Below are 19811 nucleotides of genomic sequence, written 5' to 3' on the forward strand. Positions count from 1 at the left end.
AGATGTGTATAAGAGACAGGCCTCCGACTGATACCCCACCGCCTGCCCGATTTCCGCCTGCCCGCGCTGTGTCTCCTGCAGCAGCGTGCACGCATGCATCATCCGAATCTGCGCGACAAACGCGCCGACGCTCATCCCCGCCTTCTCGCGAAAATGCCGCGCATAGGTCGCGCGCGACATCGCGACGGCGTCGCCGAGCGACTCGACCGTCCACGGCTTCGCCGGCGCCTGCAGCACGGCCAGAACCGACGGGCCGAGCCGCGCGTCGGCCGCGACTGCGAGCCAGCCCGACGGCATCCGCGTATCGCGCCCGTACGCGCGCAGCGCATACGCGAGCAACGCCTGCCCGAGCGCATTCACGATCGCCCGCGCGCCCGGCTGCGCGCTCGACGCCTCGCTGCGCAGCGCATCCGTCAGCCACTGCAGCGGCGGCGCCGTCGCGAGCCCGTCGCGCAAACCCACGTGCAGCATGCGCGGCAGCGTCCGCATCAGCAATTCGCCGGCGCCGCGTGCGTAGACGAAGCGGCCGCAGAGCAGATCCACGCTCGCGCGATCCCGGTCGGCTGCACCCAGATTCGACTTGATCGGCAGCACCGTGCCGCCGTCGCGGTCCGGCTCGCGCAACGGCGCGGTGGCGCGCGACCGGACCGCGATCGCGTCGAGCAGATCGTGCGCGTCGCCGCCCGGCAGCAACACGAAGTCGCCTTCGGCCAGTTGCAACGTACGGCCGCCGGCGGTACGCAGCCGGCAACTGCCCGCCAGCACCAGATGAAAGGCCGCCTCGCCGGGCGGCAGCGGTGCGTGCGGCATCGCGAACGCGCCGTCGAGCAGACAGCGCAGATCGAGCTCGACGTGGCTGCGGCCGAGCAATAACAGTTGGCTCAATGCATCCATGAGACGATTGCGCTAAAAATCGACACTGTAGCGTATCGAAAGCCTCAGTGCGAACGCGCAGAATAGCCCTGCATCGCCAAGATTGCGGCTGCGGCCGCCCTCCTCACCTCTTTTCCAAAGGACGCATCATGCTGAACTGGAACGAATACCGGAAGGAACTCTCGACGCGCATCGGCGAAATCGCGAAGCTGTCGCCCGATACGCTGGCCGGCTACAAGGCGCTGTCCGGCGCCGGCGCGAAAACCGGCCATCTCGATGCGAAGACGCGCGAGCTGATCGCGCTCGCGGTCGCCGTGACGACGCGCTGCGACGGCTGTATCGCCGTGCACACCGCGGAGGCGGCGAAGCACGGCGCGACGAAGGAAGAAGTCGCCGAAGCGCTCGGCGTGGCAGTCGCGCTCAATGCCGGCGCCGCGCTCGTCTACTCCGCGCGCGTGATGGACGCGATGGGCGACTGACGCGCCGAGGCCGGCGCGACGCGACGGATTCGCGCCACGCCGGCCGCGCATGGAACTCGGCTACCATGCGCACAGACTCATCGCGAAGGAGCGTTTCATGTGTCGCTGGCTCGCCTATACGGGCAACCCGATCCATCTCGAGACCGTGCTGTTTCGCGCGAAGCATTCGCTGATCGACCAGAGCCTGCATTCCGAGCTCGGCGCGACGACGACCAACGGCGACGGCTTCGGCATCGGCTGGTACGGGCACCCCGACGAACTGCCGTTCCGCTATCGCTCCGTGCATCCCGCGTGGAACGATCGCAATCTGCGTGAAGCGGCACGCGCGATCCGCTCGCCGATGTTCGTCGCGCGCATCCGCGCGGCAACCGACACGCCGGTGCAGGAAACCAACTGTCATCCGTTCAGGCACGGCCGCTGGCTGTTCGTGCATAACGGACTGATCCGCGATTTCCACAAGCTGCGCCGCGATCTGACGATGAAGATCGATCCGGCGCTGTTCCCGACGCTCGAAGGCTCGACCGATTCGGAACTGATGTTCCGGCTCGCGCTGACGTACGGCCTCGAACAGGCGCCGCTGCCGGCGCTCGAGCGGATGGTCGGCATCGTCGAGGAAACCGCGGCGCGGCACCGCGTCGCCGAGCCGCTGAACATGACGATCTGCGCGACGGACGGCGAACGGATCATCGCGGTGCGCGACTCGAGCGAGCGGCAATCGCGGTCGCTGTTCCACAGCACGTCGTTCAAGCACCTGCACGCGCTGTATCCACATAATCCGCGGATCGCGGAAGCCGGCGACGATGCGTTCATGGTCGTGTCGGAACCGCTCGTCGATCTGCGCGGTGCGTGGGAGCAAGTGCCGGAGAGCACGGCGATCGTCGCGCACGGCGCGGAGGTTCGGCGTATGGGGTTTGCGCCTCGGCATAAGTAGGAGACGGATGTCGGTAAGATAAACTCGACCGTTTGACGCGAGACGGCGCCCCGAGGGCCGCCCGCACCCCACGGTCGAGCCGGCCGGACCGGACGCCCGTTCGGCCCCGCGGTTTCTTGATATTCTTCGCGCGGCCTTGAACGGGCCTTGCCGACCATGGAGCGCGCAAGGCTCGCGTCCGCTCAACGTAAAAGGGACTACATGATATTGGTGACAGGAGGCGCAGGCTTTATCGGCGCCAACTTTGTACTCGACTGGCTGCGCGCATCCGACGAAGCCGTGCTCAACGTCGACAAACTGACCTACGCGGGCAACCTTCGTACGCTGCAGTCGCTGGAAGGCAATCCGAAGCACGTGTTTGCGCGTGTCGATATCTGCGACCGCGCTGCGCTCGATGCGCTGTTTGCCGAGCACAAGCCGCGCGCGGTGCTGCACTTCGCGGCAGAAAGCCACGTCGATCGGTCGATTCACGGCCCGGCCGATTTCGTGCAGACCAATGTGGTCGGCACCTTCACGCTGCTCGAAGCCACGCGTCAATACTGGAACGCGCTGCGCGAAGCCGACAAGGCCGCGTTCCGCTTCCTGCACGTGTCGACCGACGAAGTGTTCGGCTCGCTGTCGGCAACCGATCCGCAATTCTCGGAGACGACGCCGTACGCGCCGAACAGCCCGTACTCGGCAACCAAGGCCGGCTCCGATCATCTCGTTCGCGCATACCATCACACCTACGGCCTGCCGACGCTGACGACGAACTGCTCGAACAACTACGGTCCGTACCAGTTCCCGGAAAAACTCATTCCGCTGATGATCGCGAACGCGCTCGCCGGCAAGCCGCTGCCCGTGTACGGCGACGGCCAGAACGTGCGCGACTGGCTGTATGTAGGCGACCACTGCAGCGCGATCCGCGAGGTACTCGCGCGCGGCGTGCCGGGCGAAACATACAACGTCGGCGGCTGGAACGAGAAGAAGAACCTGGAGGTCGTGCATACGCTGTGCGACCTGCTCGATTCGAAGCGGCCGAAGGCGGCAGGCTCGTATCGCGATCAGATCACGTACGTGACGGATCGCCCCGGCCACGATCGCCGCTATGCGATCGACGCGCGCAAGCTCGAGCGCGAACTCGGCTGGAAGCCGGCGGAGACGTTCGAAACCGGTCTCGCGAAGACGGTCGACTGGTATCTCGACAACCAGCAGTGGGTCGACGAAGTCGCGTCGGGCGAGTACCGCAAGTGGGTCGAGACCAACTACGCGCAGCGCGCGTAAGGGTGGCAGACATGGCACGCAAAGGCATCATTCTCGCGGGCGGTTCCGGCACGCGGCTCTATCCGATCACGCACGCGGTATCGAAACAACTGCTGCCCGTGTACGACAAGCCGATGATCTACTATCCGCTGTCGACGCTGATGATCGCGGGCATTCGCGACGTCCTGATCATCTCGACACCGCAGGACACGCCGCGCTTCGAATCGATGCTCGGCGACGGCAGTCAGTGGGGGATGAACATTCAGTACGCGGTGCAGCCGTCGCCGGACGGTCTCGCGCAGGCGTTCGTCATCGGCAAGGACTTCGTCGGCAACGATCCGTCGGCGCTGATTCTCGGCGACAACATCTTCTACGGCCACGATCTCGCCAAGCAGCTCGAGCACGCGAACGCGCAGGAGCACGGTGCGACCGTGTTTGCCTATCACGTGCACGATCCCGAGCGGTATGGCGTCGTCGAGTTCGACAAGGACTTTCGTGCGCTGTCGATCGAAGAGAAGCCGGCGAAGCCGCGTTCGCACTATGCGGTCACTGGGCTGTACTTCTACGACAACCGCGTATGCGACATCGCCGCCGACATCAAGCCGTCCGCGCGTGGCGAACTGGAAATCACCGACGTCAATTCGCGCTACCTCGCCGATGGCACGCTGAACGTCGAAATCATGGGCCGCGGCTACGCATGGCTCGACACCGGCACGCACGATTCGTTGATCGAAGCGGCGAGCTTCATCGCGACGCTGCAGAAGCGGCAAGGGCTGGTGGTCGCGTGCCCCGAGGAAATCGCATACCGCCGCCAGTGGATCGATGCGGAACAAGTGCAGAAATTGGCGCAGCCGCTGGCGAAGAACGGCTACGGCAAATATCTGCTGAACATTCTTACGGATCAGGTTGCATGGCCATCACGGTAACTGCTACGGCACTGCCCGAAGTCAAAATCATCGAGCCGAAGGTATTCGGCGATGCGCGCGGCTACTTCTACGAAAGCTTCAACGGGCGCGAGTTCGCGGAGCAGGTCGAGCCGGGCGTCGAGTTCGTGCAGGACAACCATTCGCGCTCGGCGAAGGGGGTGCTGCGCGGGCTGCACTATCAAATCCAGCATGCGCAGGGCAAGCTCGTGCGCGTGGTCGAAGGCGAAGTGTTCGACGTGGCCGTGGACATTCGCCGCAGCTCGCCGAATTTCGGCAAGTGGGTCGGCGTGACGCTGTCGGCGGACAACCATCGGCAGCTTTGGGTGCCGCCCGGATTCGCGCACGGCTTCGTCGTGCTGTCGGAGGCGGCGCAGTTCCTCTACAAGACGACCGACTACTGGTACCCCGAGCACGAGCGCAGCATCGTGTGGAACGATCCGGATATCGGCATCGAATGGCCGATCGATTTCGAGCCGCTATTGGCGGCGAAGGATGCGGCAGGCAAACGGCTCGCCGAAGCCGAGTGCTTCCAGTGAGGGCCGCCGTGCAGACCTTCGATCGCAAAACGATTCTGCTGACCGGCATCAACGGCCAGGTCGGGTTCGAATTGCAGCGTACGCTGCAGGGGCTCGGCAACGTGGTCGCCCTCGATCGCAGCCGGCTCGACCTGTCGCGCCTCGACCAGGTGCGCGACGTCGTACGCGACCTGAAGCCCGATTTGATCGTGAATCCCGCCGCTTATACGGCGGTCGATCAGGCGGAGACCGACGTGGCAATGGCCACACGGCTGAATGCGGAAGCGCCGGCCGTGCTCGCGGAAGAAGCGAAGCGCATCGGCGCCGCGCTGATCCATTACTCGACCGACTATGTGTTTTCGGGCACGAAAGCTGGCCCGTACGTCGAGGACGATGCAGTCGACCCGCAAAACGTGTACGGCAGGACGAAGCTCGACGGCGAACGCGCGATCGCGGCATCGGGATGCGCGCATCTGATTTTCCGTACGAGCTGGGTCTACGGCACGCGCGGCAAGAACTTTCTGCTGACGATGCTGCGGCTCGGCGCCGAGCGCGACGAACTGAAAGTCGTCGCCGACCAGATCGGCGCGCCGACGTGGTCGAACACGATCGCGACGCTGACTGCGCACGTCGTCGCGCAAGCGACATGCGCCTCTGTGCGCGGCGAATGGTGGCATGCACATTCGGGCATCTATCATCTGTGCGCCGCCGGTTCGACGTCGTGGCATGGCTTTGCCGAAGCGATCTTCCGCCTCGCCGATCTGCCGAAAAAGCCGGCGGTAATGCCGATTCCCGCCAGCGCATATCCGACGCCCGCGAAGCGGCCGGCCAATTCGCAGATGTCGAATGCGAAGCTCGCCGAGCATTTCGGTCTGCACGCGCCGCACTGGGAAGCGGCGCTCGCGCTCTGCATGATGCAGACGGTCCGGCATTCCGCTTAGCTCACGCGCGAAACGCGCGATTTCCCCGCGATGCAGTGCGGTCTTTGACATTTGTTGATCCTGCATCGCGGGCGCTTCGGTTATAACCATCGGTCCCCAAGCCGCCTGTCGGCCCCTTCACCCACGGAGCCCCCATGCTGAACCTGGAAACCGCCCAACAATTCCTGATGACCCGCGGCCTCGACTTCGGCCTGAACCTGCTCGCCGCGATCGCGCTCTGGTTCATCGGCCGCTGGGCGATTCACGTCGGCACACGCCTGCTCGGCAAGGTCGTGCGCCGCTCCGGCAAGGTCGATCCGACGCTTGCCGACTATCTGAGCTCCGTCGTCACCGTGCTGCTGACGATCCTGCTGATCCTCGCCATCCTGCAGCTCTTCGGCGTGCAGACCACGTCGTTCGCCGCGCTGCTCGCTGGCCTCGGCCTCGCGATCGGCACGGCGTGGGGCGGGCTGCTGTCGCATTTCGCCGCAGGCGTGTTCATGCAGGTGCTGCGCCCGTTCAAGGTCGGCGACGTCATCAGCGCGGGCGGCGTCACCGGCACGGTGAAGGAGCTCGGCCTGTTCGGCACGACGATCATCACGGCCGACAACGTCGTGACGATCGTCGGCAACAACAAGATCTTCTCGGACAACATCGCCAACTACAGCGCAACGCCGTACCGCCGCGTCGATCTGACCGCGAAGATTGCGAACGGCGTCGATGCGGTCGACGCGATCAACCGGCTCAAGGCCGCAGTCCAGAAGATTCCGAACGTGCTGACCGATCCGGCGCCCGACGTCGGCGTGCTGCAGTTCACGCCCGAAGGGCCGCTACTGTTCGTGCGCCCGTCCACGCAGCCCGCGAATTACTGGCAGGTCTACTGCGACACGCACCGCGTGATTCTCGAAACGTTCCGCGACGCGCAGTACCCGACGCCCGAAACGCCAGTCGCGCATCGCAGCGCATGACGGCGTCGCGACGCAAACGCAAACGCAAGCGCGACACGACAGCCTCCACCGAAACGACGAACGAACAAAGCGGGCGGACCGCGCCGAAAGCGGCCGCCGCAAAACAAAACCCCTCGCAGTACCACGCGAGGGGTTCGTCGATCGTCGATGCGTGGCACACCGCCACGCTCGTTCACCGCACTTCCGCAGCCGGCGTCGGCCTCACCGCCCGCCGGTTTTTTGCGTCGTATCGGAATGCCGTCCGCGCAGAAGTTTCCACAGCGCGCCGATCGCGACCGGCACCACTGCCGCGCCGATGCCGGCCAGCACGATCACGTTCAGATACTGGCGGATGAACGGAATGTTGCCGAAGAAATAACCGAGCAGCACGAGCAGCAGCACCCAGATCAGCGCGCCGAGCACGTTGAACAGCTGAAAGCGCGCCGCGCTCATCGCCGAGGCACCCGCGACGAACGGCGCGAACGTGCGCACGACCGGAATGAAGCGCGCGAGCACGATGGTCTTGCCGCCGTGCTTTTCATAGAACGTGTGCGTCTTCTGCAGCGCCGCGCGATCGAGGAAGCGTTCGAGCACCGGGATGCGCGTATTGAACACCTTCGGCCCGACCCAGCGACCGATCAGATAGTTGACGGTATTGCCGCCGATCGCCGCGACGAGCAGCAGCACGATCAGCGCACCGACATTCATTTCGCCGGTCGCGGCGAACGCGCCGCCGATGAACAGCAGCGAGTCGCCGGGCAGAAACGGAAACACGACCAGCCCGGTCTCGCAGAACACGATCAGGAACAGCACCAGGTACACCCACGCGCCGTACTGCCGGATGAAATCGCCGAGGAATGCGTCGATATGCAGGACAAGGTTGACGAAATGAAGCAGCGTATCCAAATGCGATTCCTCGAAGGCGAAAGGGCCAGACCGGCCACCGGGGTGAAAACGGCGTCCGGCAAGGCCGGCGCGCGCGACGCAGCCATGATACCCAAACTGCCTTCGCGCTCCGTGAAAAAACGTAACGGCCGGCGGCGCCGGCACGCACCCGCGGCCTCGCTATAATTCGGCCATGTCCGAATTCACCGAAACGGCCGCGACGGCCGCGCCCGCCCCTGCTCCGCGCCCGCTACGCGCGATCCAGCCCCTGCCCGACCAGCTGATCAGCCAGATCGCCGCGGGCGAGGTCGTCGAACGTCCGGCGTCGGTCGTCAAGGAATTGCTCGAGAACGCGATGGACGCCGGCGCGACGACGCTGCGCATCGTGCTCGAGGAAGGCGGCGTGAAGCGCATCTCGATCACCGACGACGGCTGCGGGATTCCGCCCAACGAGCTGCCGCTCGCGCTGATGCGCCACGCGACGAGCAAGATCCGCTCGCTCGAGGAGCTCGAAGCGGTCGCGACGCTCGGATTCCGCGGCGAGGCGCTCGCGTCGATCGCGTCGGTCGCCGAAATGTTCATCACGAGCCGCACGGCGGACGCCGCGCACGCGACGCGCATCGACGCGCAGACGGGCGTGCTGTCGCCCGCGGCCGGCGCGGTCGGTACGACGATCGAGGTGCGCGAGCTGTACTTCAACACGCCCGCGCGCCGAAAGTTCCTCAAGAGCGAGCAGACCGAATTCGGCCACTGCGTCGAAATGATCCGCCGCGCGGCGCTCGCGCGGCCGGACGTCGCGATCTCGGTGCTGCACAACGGCAAGGCCGTCGAGCACTGGAACGCGACCGAGCCTGCGCAACGCGTCGCGAAGATCCTCGGCGACGGTTTTGCGACTGCGCACCTGCCGCTCGACGAGCGCGCGGGCCCGCTCGCCGTGTACGGCTGCGCCGGGCTGCCGACTGCAAGTCGCGGCCGCGCGGACCAGCAATACTTCTTCGTGAACGGCCGCTTCGTGCGCGACAAGCTGCTCACGCACGCGGTGCGGGCCGCGTACGAGGACGTGCTGCACGGCGACCGCTATCCGTCGTACGTGCTGTTCCTCGACCTGCCGCCGGAAGCGGTCGACGTCAACGTGCATCCGTCGAAGATCGAGGTGCGGTTCCGCGATTCGCGCTCGATCCACCAGTTCGTATTCCACGCGGTGCAGCGCGCGCTCGCGCGCCATGCGGGCGCGTCGCCGGAAACCACCGCAGGCGGTCACGCCGCGCATCTCGAACCGGCGCCGCGCGGCCCGGCATCGTTCCTGTCGACGCCGCTCGGCCAGAGCCCGAATCAGCCCGCATCGACGGGCGGCAGCGGTTTCTCGTCGCCGTCTTCGTCAGCGCCGGGCAGCACATGGCTGCGCCAGGCACGCATGACGCAGGGCACGCTGCCGGTCGCGCAGCCGCTCGCGCTCTACGATGCGCTGTTCGGCCGCAAGGACACGGGCGCCGGCACGCCGGACGCCACGACGGCGACGGCGCGCGACGCAGCCGACGACCCGGCCGCGGCGCTGCCGGGGTTCGCGGCGATGCCGTCTGCCGTGTCCATGCACGACGAGCAGCCGCTCGGTTTCGCGCTCGGCCAGATTCACGGCATCTACGTGCTGGCGCAGAACGCGCACGGGCTCGTGATCGTCGACATGCACGCAGCGCACGAACGCATCCTGTACGAGCAGTTCAAGAACGCGCTGGCGGACCGCACGGTGGCCGTGCAGTCGCTGCTGCTGCCGGTATCGATGACGGCGACGCCGGTCGAGATCGGCACCGTCGAGGAAGAGCGCGACACGCTCGAAGCGCTCGGCTTCGATCTCGCCGTGCTGTCGCCGACGTCGCTCGCGATCCGTGCGGTGCCTGCGCTGCTGAAGGACGCCGACCTGCAGGCGCTCGCGCGCGCGGTGCTCGCCGATCTGCACGCGTTCGGCGGCTCGCGCGTGCTGACCGAACGCCAGCACGAACTGCTCGGCACGCTCGCGTGCCATCACGCGGTGCGCGCGAACCGGCGTCTGACGCTCGACGAAATGAACGCGCTGCTGCGTCAGATGGAAGCGACCGAACGCGCGGACCAGTGCAATCATGGCCGGCCGACCTGGTATCAGCTCACGCTGAGCGATCTCGACCGCCTGTTCATGCGCGGCCAATGAGCGTGTCCGCGCAGTCCGTCCCGACGACGATCGCCTGTCTGCTCGGCCCCACCGCATCGGGCAAGACGGCCGCTGCGCTGGCGCTCGCCGCGCGCCGGCCGATCGAGATCGTCAGCGTCGATTCGGCGCTCGTCTACCGCGACATGGACATCGGCACCGCGAAGCCGACGCGCGAGGAGCGCGCCCGCGTGCCGCACCATCTGATCGACATCATCGACCCGGCCGCCGCGTATTCGGCGGCCAGCTTCCGCGCGGACACGCTGCGGCTGATCGGCGAGATCGTCGCGCGCGGCAACACGCCGCTGCTCGCGGGCGGCACGATGCTGTACTACAAGGCGCTCACGCAAGGGCTGAACGATCTGCCGACCGCCGATCCCGCGGTGCGCGCGGAACTCGACGCCGAAGCCGCGCGCGACGGCTGGCCCGCGCTGCATGCGCGGCTCGCGCAGATCGATCCGGCAACGGCCGCGCGGCTCGCGCCGAACGATGCGCAGCGCATTCAGCGCGCGCTCGAAGTCTTCATGCTGAGCGGGCAGCCGATGTCCGCGCTGCTCGCGGCGCCGCGTCCCGCCGACGACGCGGCGGCCGCCTACCGCTTCGTGCCGGTCGCGCTCGAACCGTCCGATCGCGCGGTGCTGCACGCGCGCATCGCTCAGCGCTTCGACGCGATGCTCGCCGCGGGCTTCATCGACGAAGTGGAACGACTGCGCCGCCGCGACGATCTGCATCTCGGCCTGCCGTCGATGCGCTGCGTCGGCTATCGGCAGGCATGGGAATTCCTCGACGGCGACATCGATTACCGGACGATGCGCGACAAGGGCATCTTCGCGACGCGGCAGCTGTGCAAACGGCAGATCACGTGGCTACGCGCGATGCCGGAACGGATCGTCGTCGATTGCATCGCGCCCGATTCGACCGCGCGCGCACTCGACGCGCTCGAACGCGTGCTCGACGGGCGCATTGCCGCGGGTTGAGCCAGACGACATCGCCCGGTCGCGTCGCGACGGCGCCCCTACGCTGCGACCCGCGCCACGCAGCCGGAACACGCCTGCACCGTCGCCGCGCTCATTGCGCGAGCGTCACGAGATTCGCGTCGCGCACGAGCTGCCAGCGGCCGTCCTGCTTGCGGAAGATCGTCAGCGTATGACCGGAACGGCGCACGGTATCGCCGCCGGGCGGCGTCGCTTCGATCTCGATGAAGTTGCGCATGTACGCCCAGTCGCCGAGCACGCGCAGTTCGTCGATCCGGTAGCGGCCGTCGATCTTCGGCGCATCGGTGCCGCCGGTATTCGCATCGCGCGACGCGGCCGCGAACGCCGCCTTGTCGAACGGCGGCCGGCCGGCCACCATGAAGATCGCGTCGTCGGCGATCAGGTCGAGTACGGTGGCCAGATCGCCGCGCCGGCTCGACACGAACCAGCTGTCCACCAGTTCGCGAATCGCCCGTTCGTCTTCGCTCATCGTCGTCCCTCCTTCGGCAGCGCGCCGTACGGCGCCCGAAAAAAAACCGCCCGGTGCGAGCCCGGGCGGTTTTGCTGATCCATCGGCAGAACGCGGTGCGTCAGACCACGACCGTCTGCGCCTCGCCTTCGCGGCTCGCGCGCACGGTGCCGATCTTCCACACCTGTTCGCCGGCAGCCGTCAGATCGGCGACCGCTGCGTCGGCATCCGCCGCCGACACGATCACGGCCATCCCGATCCCGCAGTTGAACACGCGGTGCATTTCGGCATCGGCGACGCCGCCGTGCTCCTGCAGCCACTTGAACAGCGGCGGCAGCGGCCACGCCTTCTGGTCGAGCTCGGCCGTCAGGCCTTCGCGCAGCACGCGCGGAATGTTCTCGACGAGGCCGCCGCCCGTGATGTGCGCCATGCCCTTCACGGCGATCTTCTGCATCAGCGCGAGCAGCGGCTTCACGTAGATGCGCGTCGGCGCCATCAGCGCGTCGGCGAGCGAGCGGCCGTGGAAATCGGCCGACAGATCGGGATTCGCGCGCTCGATGATCTTGCGCACGAGCGAGAAGCCGTTCGAGTGGATGCCGCTCGATGCGAGGCCGAGCACGACGTCGCCTTCGGCGATCGTGCTGCCGTCGATGATCTTGCTCTTCTCGACCGCGCCGACCGCGAAGCCGGCCAGATCGTATTCGCCGTCCGGATACATGCCCGGCATTTCGGCCGTTTCGCCGCCGATCAGCGCGCAGCCCGACAGTTCGCAGCCTTGCGCGATGCCCTTGACCACCGTGGCGGCCGTATCGACGTCGAGCTTGCCGCACGCGAAGTAGTCGAGGAAGAACAGCGGCTCGGCGCCTTGCACGAGGATGTCGTTCACGCTCATCGCGACGAGATCCTGGCCGACCGTGTCGTGTTTGTTCAGATGAAACGCGAGCTTGAGCTTGGTGCCGACGCCGTCGGTGCCCGACACGAGCACGGGCTCCTTGTACTTCTTCGGCACTTCGAACAGCGCACCGAACCCGCCGATGCCGCCGAGCACGCCATCGCGCAGGGTTTTCTTCGCAAAAGGCTTGATCTTGTCGACGAGGGCGTCGCCGGCATCGATGTCGACGCCTGCGTCGCGGTAGGACAGACCCTGAGCGTCGGGAGCGGATTTCGGAGGATTCATGGGGGAATGCGAGAAGGTCGGTAAAATGCGATTTTACCCGAAGCCGGCCCGCTGGCCGGAATTCCCCGCATCGAATCGTCAGGGATCGCATCTTGGCCAACACGTCCCCGTTTTCCTCGCCGAGCGAGCCGCGCACGACGCCGCGCGCCGCCCTGCGTACGGTCGCGCGTGCCGCCAACCGGCCTGCGTTCCGCGGTGCGTGCCCGGCGCCCGGCACGCGTTTTTCCAATCGACCCGCATGGTGACCCGTCAACTGACGCTCGATCTCGGCACGCCGCCGCCCGCCACGTTCGACAACTTCATCACGGGCGAGAACGGCGAGCTCGTCACGCGGCTGCAGAAGCTCGATCTCGCGCTCGCGGCGGGCCCCGTGCCGGACCGCTCGTTCTACATCTGGGGCGAGCCCGGCAGCGGCCGCAGCCATCTGCTGCAGGCGCTCGTCAGCGACGCATCGTACGGCTACGCACGCTATCTGACGCCGCAAAGCCCGCTCGGCGCGTTCACGTTCGATCCGCGCATCGGCATCTATGCGATCGACGACTGCGACCGCATGTCCGATACGCAGCAGGTCGCGCTGTTCAATCTGTTCAACGAAGTCCGCGCGCATCCGTCGAGCGCGTTCGTGGCGGCGGGCCCCGCGGCGCCGCTCGCGCTCGACGTGCGCGAGGATCTGCGCACGCGGCTCGGCTGGGGGCTCGTGTTCCACCTGTCGCCGCTGTCCGACGCCGGCAAGATCGACGTGCTGCGCCTCGCGGCGAAGGAGCGCGGCATCACGCTGACCGACGACGTGGCCGCCTATCTGCTCACCCATTTCCGGCGCGACATGCCGAGCCTGATGGCGCTGCTCGACGCGCTCGACCGCTTCTCGCTCGAGCAGAAACGCGCGGTCACGCTGCCGCTGCTGCGCCGGATGCTGGCCCGCCCCGGCGACGACATCGCGCCGCCCGGCACGGGCCCGAACCGCTTCGAGTAAAATGCGCTTCCATGACTAATCTGGCACTCTTTGACCTCGATCACACGCTGATCCCGACCGATAGCGACCACGAATGGGGCCGCTTCATGGTGAAGCTCGGCATCGTCGACGCGGAAAGCTTCTCGCGTCAGAACGATCAGTTCTTCGCCGACTACAAGGCCGGCAAGCTCGACATCCATGCGTACCTGACGGCGATGCTCACGCCGCTCGCGAAGTATTCGCGCGAGCAGCTCGCGCAATGGCACGAGCAGTACATGCACGAAGTGATCCGCCCCGCGATGACGCCCGCCGCGCTCGAACTCGTGCGTACGCACCTCGACGCGGGCGATCTCTGCTGCATCGTCACCGCGACGAACGAATTCATCACGCGGCCGATCGCGGCCGCGTTCGGTGTCGAGACGCTGATCGCGTGCGAGGTCGAGACGATCGACGGCCATCCCGATTCGCCGTACACGGGGCGGCCGACCGGTACGCCGAGCTATCGCGAAGGCAAGATCGTGCGCACCGAAGCCTGGCTCGCCTCGCTCGGCAAGCACTGGGACGACTTCGAGCGCAGCTACTTCTACAGCGACTCGCACAACGACATCCCGCTGCTCGAGAAAGTCACCGATCCGATCGCGACCAATCCCGACGACACGCTGCGCGCGCATGCCCGCGACCGCGGCTGGCGCATCCTCGATCTCTTCTGAACGTCGTGATCAAGAAACTCATCCGCAAGCTGCTCGGCCAGGACGACGCCGTGCAAACCTCCCCCGCCGCGAGCGCGGCCGACGCACCGGCTTCCGCCGCACCGCGGCCGGCCAGATCCGCGCGCGCCGCCGCCGCGAAAAAGCCGCGCAGCAATCACGAGCCGACCATCGTGCCGGCCAGCGTGCACGGGATCGATCCCGCGCTGATCTCGAAGAACGCGGTGCGCGTGACCGACACGCTGCAGCAGGCCGGTTACCGCGCGTTCATCGTCGGCGGCGCAGTGCGCGACCTGCTGCTCGGGATCGCGCCGAAGGATTTCGACGTCGCGACCGACGCGACGCCGACCGAAGTGCAGCGCCTGTTCCGCCGTGCGCGCCTGATCGGCCGCCGCTTCCAGATCGTCCACGTGCAGTTCGGCCAGGAGCTGATCGAGGTGTCGACGTTCCGCGCGCTCGTCGATGCGCCGCCGGAAGCCGCGACGGCCGAGCCGCCCAGGCGCCTGAAGCGCGACGAGCTGGATCGCCGCACGCATGCGGTCGACGCGAGCGGCCGCGTGCTGCGCGACAACGTCTGGGGCGAGCAGCACGAAGACGCCGCGCGCCGCGACTTCACGATCAACGCGATGTACTACGACCCGTCGACGCAGACGGTGCTCGACTACCACGACGGCATGGCCGACGTGCGTGCGCGCCTGCTGCGGATGATCGGCGATCCGGCGACGCGCTACCGCGAGGATCCGGTGCGGATGCTACGCGTCGTGCGTTTCGCGGCGAAGCTCGGCTTCGAGATCGAGCCGCACACGCGCGAGCCGATCAACGCGCTCGCCGATCTCATCAACAACGTGCCGGCCGCGCGCCTGTTCGACGAGATGCTGAAGCTGCTGCTGTCGGGCCATGCGCTCGCGTGCCTGCAGCGGCTGCGCAAGGAAGGGCTGCACCACGGGCTGCTGCCGCTGCTCGACGTCGTGCTCGAACAGCCGCAGGGCGAGAAGTTCATCACGCTCGCGCTGAACAATACGGACGCACGCGTGCGCGCCGGCAAGCCCGTATCGCCGGGCTTCCTGTTCGCGACGCTGCTGTGGCACGACATGCGCCAGCGCTTCGAGCAGTACACGGCCGAAGGCGAATTCCCGGTGCCCGCGCTGCACCGCGCGATGGACGACGTGCTCGACATGCAGACCGAAAAGCTGGCGATCCACAAGCGCTATTCGGCCGACATGCGCGAGATCTGGGGCCTGCAGCTGCGCCTCGAAAAACGCTCGGGCCGCAGCGCGCTGCGGCTGCTGGAACACCAAAGATTTAGAGCGGGGTATGATTTCCTCCTGTTACGCTGCGAATCCGGCGAGCTCGACCCGGCTGTCGGACAGTGGTGGACGGATTTCATCGAAGGCGACGCGGCCGCGCGCGAGGCACTGCTCTCGCAGGGCGGATCGAAGGAAAAATCGCCCCGCAAGCGGCGCCGCCGCGGCGGTGCGCGCAACCGCAAGTCGGGCGAAGGCGCCGCCGAGCAGGCGCCCGATATCGCGGGCAGCTCCGACGACTGACGCGCTCGCCGGCGAACGACGCAGGAAGTGATGCCATGACGGTTGCATATCTCGGGCTCGGCGCAAATCTCGGCGATGCGCGCCAGACCCTGAAGGACGCGGTGGTGTGTCTCGCGCAGCAGCGCACCATCACGATTCTCGACAAGTCGAGCCTGTACCGCACCGCGCCGATCGATGCGGGCGGCGACGACTACTACAACTGCGTCGTCAAGGTCGACACGACGCTCGCCGCCCGCGAGCTGCTCGCGCTCTGCCAGAAGATCGAACATCACTTCGGCCGCGAACGTCCGTACCGCAACGCGCCGCGCACGCTCGACATCGACATCCTCCTGTTCGGCGCCGATTCGATCGACGAAGCCGACCTGATCGTCCCGCATCCGCGCCTGACCGAGCGCGCCTTCGCGCTCGTGCCGCTCGTCGAGATCGAGCCGCTGCTCGACATTCCGGCGCGCGGCCGCGCCGACGCATTCCTCGCTGCGGTCGCACACCAGCGCATCGAGAAGGTGCAGACCTGTCAGTGCCTGATGAAGGCGCTCGCCGCCGGCGACGGCGCCGACAAGAACCGCTGCCGATGAACCCGACACCGCTGACCGTCACCGCGCCTGATCTGCGCGCCCCGCATCGCTATCTCGTGATCGAAGGGCCGATCGGCGTCGGCAAGACGACGCTCGCACGGCTGCTGGCCGAACGCTGGTCGATGCAGACGCTGCTCGAGCGGCCGCAGGACAACCCGTTTCTCGAACGCTTCTATCGCGACACCGCGCGCTATGCGCTGCCGACGCAGCTGTCGTTCGCGCTGCAGCGCGCGCAGCAGGCAGCCGAGCTGATCGGCGCGCTCGATACGGGTCGGCCGGTCGTCGCCGACTTCATGCCGCAGAAGAACGACATCTTCGCGCGGCTGAACCTGCCCGAAGACGAATGGCAGCTGTACCGGTCGCTCGCCGCGCATCTCGAAGCGCCGCGCGCGCCGGCGCCCGATCTCGTCGTCTATCTGCAGGCGAGCCCCGAAGTGCTGTTCGCGCGGATCCAGAAGCGCGGGCTGCCGATGGAGCTGCAGATCAGCGATGCGTACCTGCGCGCGCTCGTCGACGCCTACAACGAATTCTTCTATCACTACGACCGCACGCCCGTGCTGACGGTCGCCGCGGAACACCTGAACCCGCTGGATTCCCCCGAAGACTTCGCGCTGCTGGTCGAGCGCATCGAAACGATGCGCGGCCGCAAGGAATTCTTCGTCAAGGGCGAGACGACGCGCTGACGCGCGCCTCGCCCGTCGTTTTTCACTCATCGAACCGGATTTCCCCATGACCTATCTCCAGGAATCGAGCCGGCCTGCCGTGACGGTGCCGAAGCTGCAGGCGATGCGCGACGCCGGCGAGAAGATCGCGATGCTCACGTGCTACGACGCGAGCTTCGCCGCATTGCTCGACCGCGCGGGCACCGACGTGCTGCTGATCGGCGATTCGCTCGGCAACGTGCTGCAGGGCCACGCGACGACGCTGCCCGTGTCGCTCGACGACATCGCGTATCACACCGCATGCGTCGCGCGCGCGCAGCCGCGTGCGCTCGTCGTCGCCGATCTGCCGTTCGGCACCTACGGCACGCCGGCCGATGCGTTCGCGAACGCGGTCGAGCTGATGCGCGCAGGCGCGCAGATGGTCAAGCTCGAAGGCGGCGAATGGCTCGCCGAGACGATCCGCTTCCTCGTCGAGCGCTCGGTGCCGGTATGCGCGCACCTCGGCCTCACGCCGCAGTCGGTCCACGCGTTCGGCGGCTTCAAGGTGCAGGGCAAGACCGAAGCCGGCGCCGCGCAGCTGCTGCGCGACGCGCGCGCGATCGAGGCGGCCGGCGCACAGCTCGTCGTGCTCGAAGCGGTGCCGACGCTCGTCGCCGCGGAAGTCACGCACATGCTGAAGATTCCGACGATCGGCATCGGCGCGGGCGCCGACTGCTCGGGGCAAGTGCTCGTGCTGCACGACATGCTCGGGATCTTCCCCGGCAAGCGGCCGCGTTTCGTGAAGGATTTCATGCAGGGGCAGCCGAACATCGAGGCGGCGGTCGATGCGTACGTCAAGGCGGTCAAGGACGGCTCGTTCCCCGGACCCGAACATTCGTTCTGAGCATCCATCGCGGCGCATACACGCGATCCGTCGACAAACAAAAAGCGCGACGTCCGTCACCGGGCGTCGCGCTTTTTGTTTGCAGCGTGAGCGAAGGCGCCGCGCTACTTCATCAATACCGCGTCGAGCGCGCCGCGCAACGCGTTCGTGAGCAGCAGCGCCTGCGCACGCGCGAGATCGTCGCGCGTGACGATGCGCTCGACCGCGCCGAAGGCCGGATCGTCGAGCAGCACTGCGCGCATCACGCCCGGGAGCACGCCCGACGCGAGCGGCGGCGTCACCCACTGCCCGTCGAGCTTCACGAACAGGTTCGAGCGCCCGCCTTCGGTCAGCTCGCCGCGCTCGTTGACGAACAGCATGTCGAAGCCGCCCAGCGCTTCCGCCGCCTGCCAGGCGCGATCGTAATCGGCGCGGCGCGTCGTCTTGTGCAGCAGCAGCGCGTCGTTCGCGCGCGTCGGCGCGAAGCCGTGGTCGGCCGCGAGCCAGACGCGCACCGGCCCCGCGGGCAGCGGCTTCAGCGCTGCGGCGACGATGTCGAGCGTACCGTCCTTCGCAAGCGAGAGCTTCATCCGGTACGGCCCGTCGCCGTCGAGCGCCGCGCAGCGCGCGTCGATCGCGCGCCGCAGCGCATCGGCATCGAAGCGAAAGCCGAACGCGTCCGCGCTGCGCTGCAGCCGCGCGAGGTGGCGATCGACGTGGCGGATGCCGTCCGCGCGCGTCGCGCAGGTCGTCTCGAACAGCTGGAAGCCGGGATCGGCGTCGGTCAGGAAGCGTGCTTTCAATTCGCACTCCGCGTATTCGTCGGCGGCCACGCTGTCGAGCACGATGCCGGCGCCGACGCCCATCGTCCCGCGCCGCCGGTCGTCGCCCGCCGGCGCGGAGGCCGGTGGCGCGTCGAGCGTCAGCGTCCGGATCGCGACCGACAGACAGAAATCGCCGCACGCCGCGGCCGCATCGCGCGGCGCATCGAGCCAGCCGATCGTGCCCGTGTAGAGGCCGCGCGGCGTCGTTTCGATCGCATCGATCAGCTGCATCGTCTTGTGCTTCGGCGCACCCGTGATCGAGCCGCACGGAAACAGCGCGCGCAGCATGTCGGCGAACGTCGTGCCGTCGCGCCAGCCGGCCTCGACCGTCGACGTCATCTGCCATACCGACGCATACGGTTCGACCGAAAACAGCGCCGGCACGCGGACCGTGCCCGTGCGCGCGATCCGCGACACGTCGTTGCGCAGCAGATCGACGATCATCACGTTTTCCGCGCGGTTCTTCGGATCGTTCGCGAGGAACGCGGCGGACGCCGCATCCTGCTGCGGATCGGCCGAACGCGGCGCGGTGCCCTTCATCGGCCGTGCGCGCAGCAGTTCGCCGTGCTTCTCGACGAACAGCTCGGGCGAGCACGACACGACCCACGCGCCGTCGGGCAGCGCGATCAGCGCGCCGTAGCGCACCGGCTGACGCGCACGCAGCCGCCGGTACAGCGCGAGCGGCGTGCCGAACACGTCGAAGTTCAGCCGGTACGTATAGTTGATCTGATACGAATCGCCGGCGCGCAGCGCGTCGTGCACGGCGGCGATCGCCGCGCCGAACGCGTCGCGCGTCACGCTTTTCCGCACATGCGCGACGCCCGCGATCGACGGCGTATCGGCGCCGTCCTGCGCGGCGAGCCACGCGTCCACCTCCGCGCACGACAGCCGCTCGCAGCGCGCATATAGCAAAAAGCGCAGCGGGGCATGGCCCGGCTGCGCACGTTGCAGATTGCGTCCGAATTCATAGTCGCCGACGACGACCGCATGCAGACCGTCGCGCAAGTCCTGCGCGAGCGCCGCATCGAGCGCGTCGAGCCGTGCGGGATCGGTACACACGCGTTCACGCACGAAGCCCGAATACAAACGACTCGACCGCGCGGACGCGGTCGAGTCGCAATCGTCCAAGAGCGCGAACGACGCGCTCCCGTTACCGTCAGTCATG

General features: G+C 67.3%; 20 protein-coding genes. 15 read left to right on the top strand and 5 right to left on the bottom strand.

The annotated features are described in order from the left end of the window. On the bottom strand, positions 1-894 hold an 894-nt coding region (locus ACSHSS_RS01260; RefSeq protein ID WP_445544476.1), incomplete at its 3' end, for a cupin domain-containing protein. Positions 895-1022: 128 nt separating this feature from the next. On the opposite strand from ACSHSS_RS01260, the gene ACSHSS_RS01265 reads away from it, so the two are divergent. From ACSHSS_RS01265 to ACSHSS_RS01295, 7 genes are all read left to right on the top strand, one after another. Next, positions 1023-1352 carry a carboxymuconolactone decarboxylase family protein gene (locus tag ACSHSS_RS01265; RefSeq protein ID WP_006401580.1) on the top strand — a complete coding sequence of 110 codons (330 nt, stop codon included), beginning with the start codon at positions 1023-1025 and terminating at the stop codon, positions 1350-1352. A gap of 97 nt (positions 1353-1449) precedes the next feature. Then, positions 1450-2283, top strand: a complete 834-nt coding sequence (locus ACSHSS_RS01270; protein WP_445544477.1) for a class II glutamine amidotransferase — start codon at positions 1450-1452, stop codon at positions 2281-2283. 201 nt (positions 2284-2484) lie between these two features. Then, entirely contained in the window at positions 2485-3546 is a 1062-nt protein-coding gene (rfbB, locus tag ACSHSS_RS01275) for a dTDP-glucose 4,6-dehydratase (protein WP_217075469.1), read from the top strand. 11 nt (positions 3547-3557) lie between these two features. Then, positions 3558-4451, top strand: a complete 894-nt coding sequence (gene rfbA / locus ACSHSS_RS01280; protein WP_445544478.1) for a glucose-1-phosphate thymidylyltransferase RfbA — start codon at positions 3558-3560, stop codon at positions 4449-4451. Further along, complete coding sequence (rfbC, locus tag ACSHSS_RS01285; protein WP_048805208.1) at positions 4436-4987, top strand: dTDP-4-dehydrorhamnose 3,5-epimerase; 552 nt, start codon at positions 4436-4438, stop codon at positions 4985-4987. The genes rfbA and rfbC overlap by 16 nt, the downstream gene beginning before the upstream one ends. 8 nt (positions 4988-4995) lie before the next feature. After that, positions 4996-5907, top strand: a complete 912-nt coding sequence (rfbD, locus tag ACSHSS_RS01290) for a dTDP-4-dehydrorhamnose reductase (protein WP_445544479.1) — start codon at positions 4996-4998, stop codon at positions 5905-5907. Between the two features lie 134 nt (positions 5908-6041). Then, positions 6042-6854 carry a mechanosensitive ion channel family protein gene (locus ACSHSS_RS01295; RefSeq protein WP_445544480.1) on the top strand — a complete coding sequence of 271 codons (813 nt, stop codon included), beginning with the start codon at positions 6042-6044 and terminating at the stop codon, positions 6852-6854. A 201-nt stretch (positions 6855-7055) separates the two neighbouring features. On the opposite strand, the gene ACSHSS_RS01300 is transcribed toward ACSHSS_RS01295, so the two are convergent. Continuing rightward, positions 7056-7739, bottom strand: a complete 684-nt coding sequence (locus ACSHSS_RS01300) for a DedA family protein (protein ID WP_006401587.1) — start codon at positions 7737-7739, stop codon at positions 7056-7058. 172 nt (positions 7740-7911) lie between these two features. On the opposite strand from ACSHSS_RS01300, the gene mutL reads away from it, so the two are divergent. Together mutL and miaA are read left to right on the top strand one after the other, a co-directional pair. Continuing rightward, positions 7912-9900, top strand: coding sequence for a DNA mismatch repair endonuclease MutL (gene mutL, locus ACSHSS_RS01305; RefSeq protein WP_445544481.1), 1989 nt, complete (start codon positions 7912-7914; stop codon positions 9898-9900). Beyond that, positions 9897-10874, top strand: coding sequence for a tRNA (adenosine(37)-N6)-dimethylallyltransferase MiaA (miaA, locus tag ACSHSS_RS01310; RefSeq protein WP_217262375.1), 978 nt, complete (start codon positions 9897-9899; stop codon positions 10872-10874). Before mutL ends, miaA begins: the two co-directional genes overlap by 4 nt. A 91-nt stretch (positions 10875-10965) precedes the next feature. On the opposite strand, the gene ACSHSS_RS01315 is transcribed toward miaA, so the two are convergent. Next, positions 10966-11361: a YybH family protein gene (locus tag ACSHSS_RS01315; protein ID WP_039224562.1), complete on the bottom strand. Its 396-nt coding sequence runs from the start codon at positions 11359-11361 to the stop codon at positions 10966-10968. A 100-nt stretch (positions 11362-11461) separates the two neighbouring features. Then, entirely contained in the window at positions 11462-12517 is a 1056-nt protein-coding gene (purM, locus tag ACSHSS_RS01320) for a phosphoribosylformylglycinamidine cyclo-ligase (RefSeq protein WP_006406403.1), read from the bottom strand. Between the two features lie 238 nt (positions 12518-12755). Here purM and hda point away from each other — a divergent pair, with 238 nt between their 5' ends. Genes hda through panB form a run of 6 tightly spaced genes read left to right on the top strand, consistent with a single transcriptional unit; the run spans position 12756 to position 17843 of the window. Next, the gene (gene hda / locus ACSHSS_RS01325) at positions 12756-13490 is read left to right on the top strand and encodes a DnaA regulatory inactivator Hda (RefSeq protein ID WP_012467489.1); all 735 of its coding nucleotides are present in this window, start codon (positions 12756-12758) and stop codon (positions 13488-13490) included. An 11-nt stretch (positions 13491-13501) separates the two neighbouring features. Beyond that, positions 13502-14179, top strand: a complete 678-nt coding sequence (locus tag ACSHSS_RS01330; protein ID WP_006401594.1) for a histidinol-phosphatase — start codon at positions 13502-13504, stop codon at positions 14177-14179. A gap of 5 nt (positions 14180-14184) precedes the next feature. After that, a complete protein-coding gene (pcnB, locus tag ACSHSS_RS01335) occupies positions 14185-15723 on the top strand; it encodes a polynucleotide adenylyltransferase PcnB (RefSeq protein ID WP_445544482.1) in 1539 nt (512 codons plus the stop codon). Positions 15724-15758: 35 nt separating this feature from the next. Continuing rightward, entirely contained in the window at positions 15759-16298 is a 540-nt protein-coding gene (gene folK / locus ACSHSS_RS01340; RefSeq protein ID WP_006417097.1) for a 2-amino-4-hydroxy-6-hydroxymethyldihydropteridine diphosphokinase, read from the top strand. Further along, positions 16295-16981, top strand: a complete 687-nt coding sequence (locus ACSHSS_RS01345) for a deoxynucleoside kinase (RefSeq protein ID WP_048805218.1) — start codon at positions 16295-16297, stop codon at positions 16979-16981. Before folK ends, ACSHSS_RS01345 begins: the two co-directional genes overlap by 4 nt. A 46-nt stretch (positions 16982-17027) precedes the next feature. After that, the gene (gene panB, locus ACSHSS_RS01350) at positions 17028-17843 is read left to right on the top strand and encodes a 3-methyl-2-oxobutanoate hydroxymethyltransferase (protein WP_039224558.1); all 816 of its coding nucleotides are present in this window, start codon (positions 17028-17030) and stop codon (positions 17841-17843) included. A 104-nt stretch (positions 17844-17947) separates the two neighbouring features. Here panB and pabB read toward each other — a convergent pair whose 3' ends face one another. Next, complete coding sequence (gene pabB, locus ACSHSS_RS01355; RefSeq protein ID WP_445544483.1) at positions 17948-19810, bottom strand: aminodeoxychorismate synthase component I; 1863 nt, start codon at positions 19808-19810, stop codon at positions 17948-17950. Between the last annotated feature and the right edge of the window lies 1 nt (position 19811).

It is taken from the genome of Burkholderia sp. BC1 (genome assembly GCF_052683555.1).